The sequence below is a fragment of the Streptomyces sp. PU-14G genome, from assembly GCF_041028275.1.
In the GTDB taxonomy this organism is placed as follows: Bacteria; Actinomycetota; Actinomycetes; order Streptomycetales; family Streptomycetaceae; genus Streptomyces.
In genome coordinates this window covers 1-4,513 of record NZ_JASKYT010000491.1, presented here as the reverse complement: position 1 = coordinate 4,513, position 4,513 = coordinate 1, and the positions used below count along the sequence as shown (strand labels likewise).

Below are 4,513 nucleotides of genomic sequence, written 5' to 3'. Positions count from 1 at the left end.
CCGCGAAGACCATGCCGGAGACGTTGAGCACGTTCTCGGCGTGGGCGGCGATCCGGGCCTTCTGGTCGGCCATGTCGCGGAAGTTCACCGTCAGCGCGAGCGCAGCGCCCAGCAGGAACAGCACCGGGATCGGCAGCAGCTGGGCGATCAGCAGGACGAGGAGCGCCACCGTGAGGGCCGCGTTGAACCAGTACAGCCGAGGGCGCAGGCACGCGCGGTCCGGGTCCAGGACGGCGGACTCCGCACCGGCGGCGCCCGAGGCCGCGTCCCCGTCCGGGCCGCCGGGTGCCACGCTCCCGCCGCCGGGTGCCACGTTCCCGCCGACGGCTACCGCCCTCCCGCCGACGGCGGAGCCGCCACCGGCGGCCGGGGCGCCGCCCTTGCGGAGCGAGACGCGCGCCCGGGCGCCGCCGCCCGCACCGGCAGCCGCAGCCGCGCTCGCACACGCGCCCGCGCCCGCTCCCGCTCCCACCAGCGTCGTGTCCGTCTCCCCCGCCGCCTCGGGGGCTGCCGCCTCGGGGCCCGCCGTCTCGGGGCCCGCCATCGCGCGCGCCGCCGCGCGCTCGCCCGGCCCGTCGAGGGAGAGGGTGCCCAGGCGGCGCCGCTCCCGTACGCCGAGGACGTAGGCGAGGGCGAGGACGCAGACCATGCCGACGGCGAGCGCGGGCACCATCGGGACGAAGATGTCACCGGCGTCGAGGTGGAGCGCGGTCGCGGCCCGCGCGGTGGGGCCGCCCCACGGAAGGGTGTTCATGACGCCGTTGGCGGTGGCGGCGACCCCCGTCATCACGACCACGCTCATCCCCAGCCGCCGGTAGAGCGGCAGCATCGCGGACACGGTGATCATGAACGTCGTCGAGCCGTCACCGTCGAGCGAGACGATCGCGGCGAGCACCGCCGTACCGACGACGATCCGCATGGGGTCGGCCTTGCAGAACCGCAGGATGCCCCGGACGATCGGGTCGAAGAGACCCACGTCGATCATCACGCCGAAGTAGATGATCGCGAACATCAGCATCGCGGCCGTGGGCGCGAGGTCACCGATCCCGTCGAGCACATAGCCGCCCAGGTCGGCCCCCTGGCCCACCAGGACGCAGAACAGCGCGGGGATGAGCACGAGCGCGGCGATGGGGGACATCTTCTTCGTCATGATCAGCACCAGGAAGACGGCGATCATGGCGAAGCCGAGGAGCGTCAGCATGGAAACCCAATCTCTCGCCCGCCGTGACGGCGGCGGGGGCCCGCCCGGGGCCGGATGGACGGTCCCCGGTGCCCAGCAACGGAGGCGGCGGAGCATGCGGCGGCCGGCAGCCCTCGGGCCGGGGCCCCGATGCCCTGCGGTCGCCCGACCGTAAGCAGCGCGACATGCCCGTCACAAGAGCGTCATCCGCGAGCAATATGCGCGAAACCCCAGCTCATAGGGGTGCGCGACGCGCGCGGGGCGAGGGCTGTCCGGGGTGGCCCGGGTGATTGGGCCGGCGCCCGCGGGGGCACCCGGAGAGCGGCCCGAAAGGCCCGAAGGGAAGGCCGAGCCACGGAAGTGATCAGGCATGGCTGCGGAGACGACGGAGACCGTCACCCTCGAAGGGGGCGACGGCGCCCTCCTCACCGGCGACCTCGCGGTGCCGGACCGGGCGAACGCGACCGTACTGTTCGCGCACGGCACCGGCAGCTCGCGGTTCAGCCCCCGCAACCGCGCGGTCGCCGCCGCGCTGCGCGAGGAGGGCCTGGCCACGCTGCTGCTGGACCTGCTGACCGGGGACGAGGAGTACACGGACGCGGCGACCGCCGAACACCGCTTCGACATCCCGCTGCTCGGGCGCCGCCTGGTGGCCGCGATCGACGCGCTGGAACGGCACGAGCGGACCGGCGGGCTGCCGGTGGGCCTGTTCGGGGCGAGCACCGGCGCGGCGGCTGCGCTGACAGCGGCAGCCGACCGGACGCGGACGGTGTACGCGGTGGTCTCCCGGGGAGGCCGGCCCGACCTGGCCGGCGACGCGCTGCCGGACGTGCTGGCTCCCGTCCTGCTGATCGTCGGCGGAGACGATCAGGAGGTGCTGCGGCTCAACGAGGCGGCGGCAGCACGGCTGCGGGCCCCGCACCGCATGCACGTCGTCCCCTCGGCCACGCACCTGTTCGAGGAACCCGGCGCTTTGGAAGAGGTCGCCAGGGAGGCGGCCCGCTGGTTCGCGCTCCCACCCACCACGGACGCCGAATAGCCTCACGAACGCCGAATAGCCTCACGGACGCCGAATAGCCACAGCCCGACCCCACGGCCACGGACGGCCCTCACCGCCACAGCCCGACCGACCCCCGCACCCTGGGAGGAACCCCGATGCGTTTCGCAGACCGCACCCAGGCGGGCCGCGAACTCGCCGCCTCGCTCAGTGACCTGCGGCGTCAGGAGGAACTGCCCGACCCGCTGGTGCTGGCGCTGCCCCGCGGAGGGGTGCCCGTCGCCGTGGAGGTGGCCCGCGCCCTGCACGCCCCGCTCGACGTGCTCGTCGCCCGCAAGATCGGGCTGCCGGGCCGGCCCGAGTACGGAGTCGGCGCGATCGCCGGCGAGGACCCGCCCGTCTACGACCGCACGGCGCTGGAGATGCTGGGGCTGGCCGAGGACCGGCTGTCCTCGGTGGTGGCGCACGAGCGGACGGAACTCCACCGCCGCGAGGCCCTCTACCGGGGCGACCGTCCGGCGCCACGTATCGCGGACCGCGCCGTGATCGTCGTCGACGACGGCCTCGCCACAGGTGTCACCGCCCGCGCCGCGCTCCGCCGCGTGCGCGGACAGGGGCCCGCGCGCCTGATACTGGCCGCCCCCGTCGGCGCGCCCCAGTCCGTGACGGCGCTCAGTTCCGAGGCCGACACGGTCGTGTGCCTGCACCAGCCGGCCGCCTTCGAGGCCGTCGGCCTCTGGTACGACGACTTCCCGCAGACCACGGACGAGGAAGTGCTCGCCACCCTGCACGCCGCACCGGCCCGTTGAGGCACCCCGTCCGCGCGCCACGCGTCCACGGTGCCTGGCACACCGATCGGGGCAGCACCGTACAGAACCCGATCGAGGCAGCACCGTACAGAACCGGCCAACTGCGAGGTATGCCACAAGAGGCGCTCAGAGGCCCAGGTGCCCCGTTCCAGGGGCGTATCGTCGGCGTCTGGCCGCCCGTGTGCTCCGACGCGGGTGGCCGGTTCTGTGTCCACAGTCCGAGAGGAGAGCCGTCCATGCCGGCCGACAGCAGCCCCGCTTCGCCGATCTACAACAGCCTGATCGAGGAGCACGGCGACGTGCTCGCGGATGTCCGCGAGACCGCCCAGGCACTCCAGCAGGAGGCCGAGCAGGCGCTCGACTTCTCACCGGTGCACAGCCGCCACCCCGATACCGGCAGACCCGAGGAACCCGCGCCCGCTCCCCCCGCCGCCCCTGCTCCCGCTGCCGCGCCCGCCACCGCTGCCGCGCCTGCTCCCGCTGCCGCGCCTGCTCCCGCCGGTGGCCCCGCCGCCGTTCCTGCGAGCTCGAAGGAACGGCCCGAGCGTCCGCGCCCGTTGGGACAGCGCCCGCAGACGGAACAGCAGGCGCACACCGCGCCGTCCCCGCAGGAAGGCCCCCAGGAAGGCCCCCAGGACGGCCACCAGGCCAGCCACCAGGACGGCCAACAGGGCTGAGCGCCCGAGCGGCTGAGCGCCGCGCGTCACCGGGAGGCGGTACGCACCCGGTGCAGTGCCGCGGCCAACGCCTTGCGTACGGACTCGGGTACGGGCGTACCCTCCGCGCCGGCGACCAGCGCCCCGGCCACCCGACGCAACTTCACATTCGAGTGCTGGGAGACCCGCACCAGCACCCACCACGCCGACTGCGCGTCGCAGGGTGCCAGGGCCATCACCATGCCCCGCGCCTGGTCGATGACCGGCCGGGACTCGGAGGCCTGCCGCAACTGCCCCACCTCGGTGCGCAGCTCCTCGACCTGCTCACGCAGCCGCTCCCGCTCCCGCGCTTCCGGGGACTCACCGTGCTCCCGATGCTCACCGTGCTCCCGATGCTCGCCACGCCGCGAGCCGGGCGGGGGGTTCCATACCGCCGTCTCGGCAGGCGAGGGCGAGGAAGGCGTGGCTCTGCGGCGAGCGCAGTCCACGGACGTCCTCACGGAGCCGGTTGCCGCACCCATCGGTCCCCCAGGGGGTGGTCGTCGGTGGTCGTCCTCAGCGTGGGTTCCGGCCGCCCACAGCGTGGATTCCGGCCGCTCCGGCCGTTCCGGCACGTTGGTCGGCCTCCTTCGAGGGTGGCCCCGCAACCCCTGTCGTAGCAACCCCGAACGGGCCCCGCGTTCCCGGACAAAACGCCCACCGAGGCGCTACGGCACCGGGGGCTGTTTCCCCAACCCTCCGGTGCCTGCACAGGGCGAGCTCTGCCCCGCGCACTGATGCAGGTAACCGAGTGCGCCGCCGACCAAACAGCACCCCACCGGACCGTTGGCAGGTCGTTATCGGCCACCGCCCGGTCAGAAGCCGCCGCCAC

At 74.2% G+C, this 4,513-nt stretch carries 5 protein-coding genes; 3 read left to right on the top strand and 2 right to left on the bottom strand.

The genetic code is table 11. The features are described from left to right. Nucleotides 1-1,201, bottom strand: a 1,201-nt coding sequence (locus AB8Z75_RS32120; protein WP_369208215.1) for a citrate:proton symporter, incomplete at its 3' end; no start/stop codon positions are given. A 349-nt stretch (nt 1,202-1,550) separates the two neighbouring features. Between AB8Z75_RS32120 and AB8Z75_RS32115 the strand changes: the two genes are divergently transcribed. The 3 genes from AB8Z75_RS32115 to AB8Z75_RS32105 all read left to right on the top strand — a co-directional run bounded on the left by AB8Z75_RS32115 (nt 1,551) and on the right by AB8Z75_RS32105 (nt 3,663). Next, on the top strand, nt 1,551-2,219 hold the full coding sequence (locus AB8Z75_RS32115; protein ID WP_369208213.1) for a dienelactone hydrolase family protein: 669 nt from the start codon (nt 1,551-1,553) through the stop codon (nt 2,217-2,219). A gap of 116 nt (nt 2,220-2,335) precedes the next feature. Beyond that, nucleotides 2,336-2,986 (top strand): phosphoribosyltransferase, encoded by a 651-nt coding sequence (locus AB8Z75_RS32110; RefSeq protein WP_369208211.1) that lies wholly within the window; start codon nt 2,336-2,338, stop codon nt 2,984-2,986. A 236-nt stretch (nt 2,987-3,222) separates the two neighbouring features. Beyond that, complete coding sequence (locus AB8Z75_RS32105; RefSeq protein ID WP_369208209.1) at nt 3,223-3,663, top strand: hypothetical protein; 441 nt, start codon at nt 3,223-3,225, stop codon at nt 3,661-3,663. 26 nt (nt 3,664-3,689) lie between these two features. Here AB8Z75_RS32105 and AB8Z75_RS32100 read toward each other — a convergent pair whose 3' ends face one another. After that, on the bottom strand, nt 3,690-4,130 hold the full coding sequence (locus tag AB8Z75_RS32100; RefSeq protein WP_369208207.1) for an ANTAR domain-containing protein: 441 nt from the start codon (nt 4,128-4,130) through the stop codon (nt 3,690-3,692). Nucleotides 4,131-4,513 lie beyond the last annotated feature (383 nt).

Coding starts and splice junctions, on each gene's coding strand:
- AB8Z75_RS32115 (WP_369208213.1), top strand. CDS start 1,551: ATGGCTGCGGAGACGACGGAGACCGTCACCCTCGAAGGGGGCGACGGC.
- AB8Z75_RS32110 (WP_369208211.1), top strand. CDS start 2,336: ATGCGTTTCGCAGACCGCACCCAGGCGGGCCGCGAACTCGCCGCCTCG.
- AB8Z75_RS32105 (WP_369208209.1), top strand. CDS start 3,223: ATGCCGGCCGACAGCAGCCCCGCTTCGCCGATCTACAACAGCCTGATC.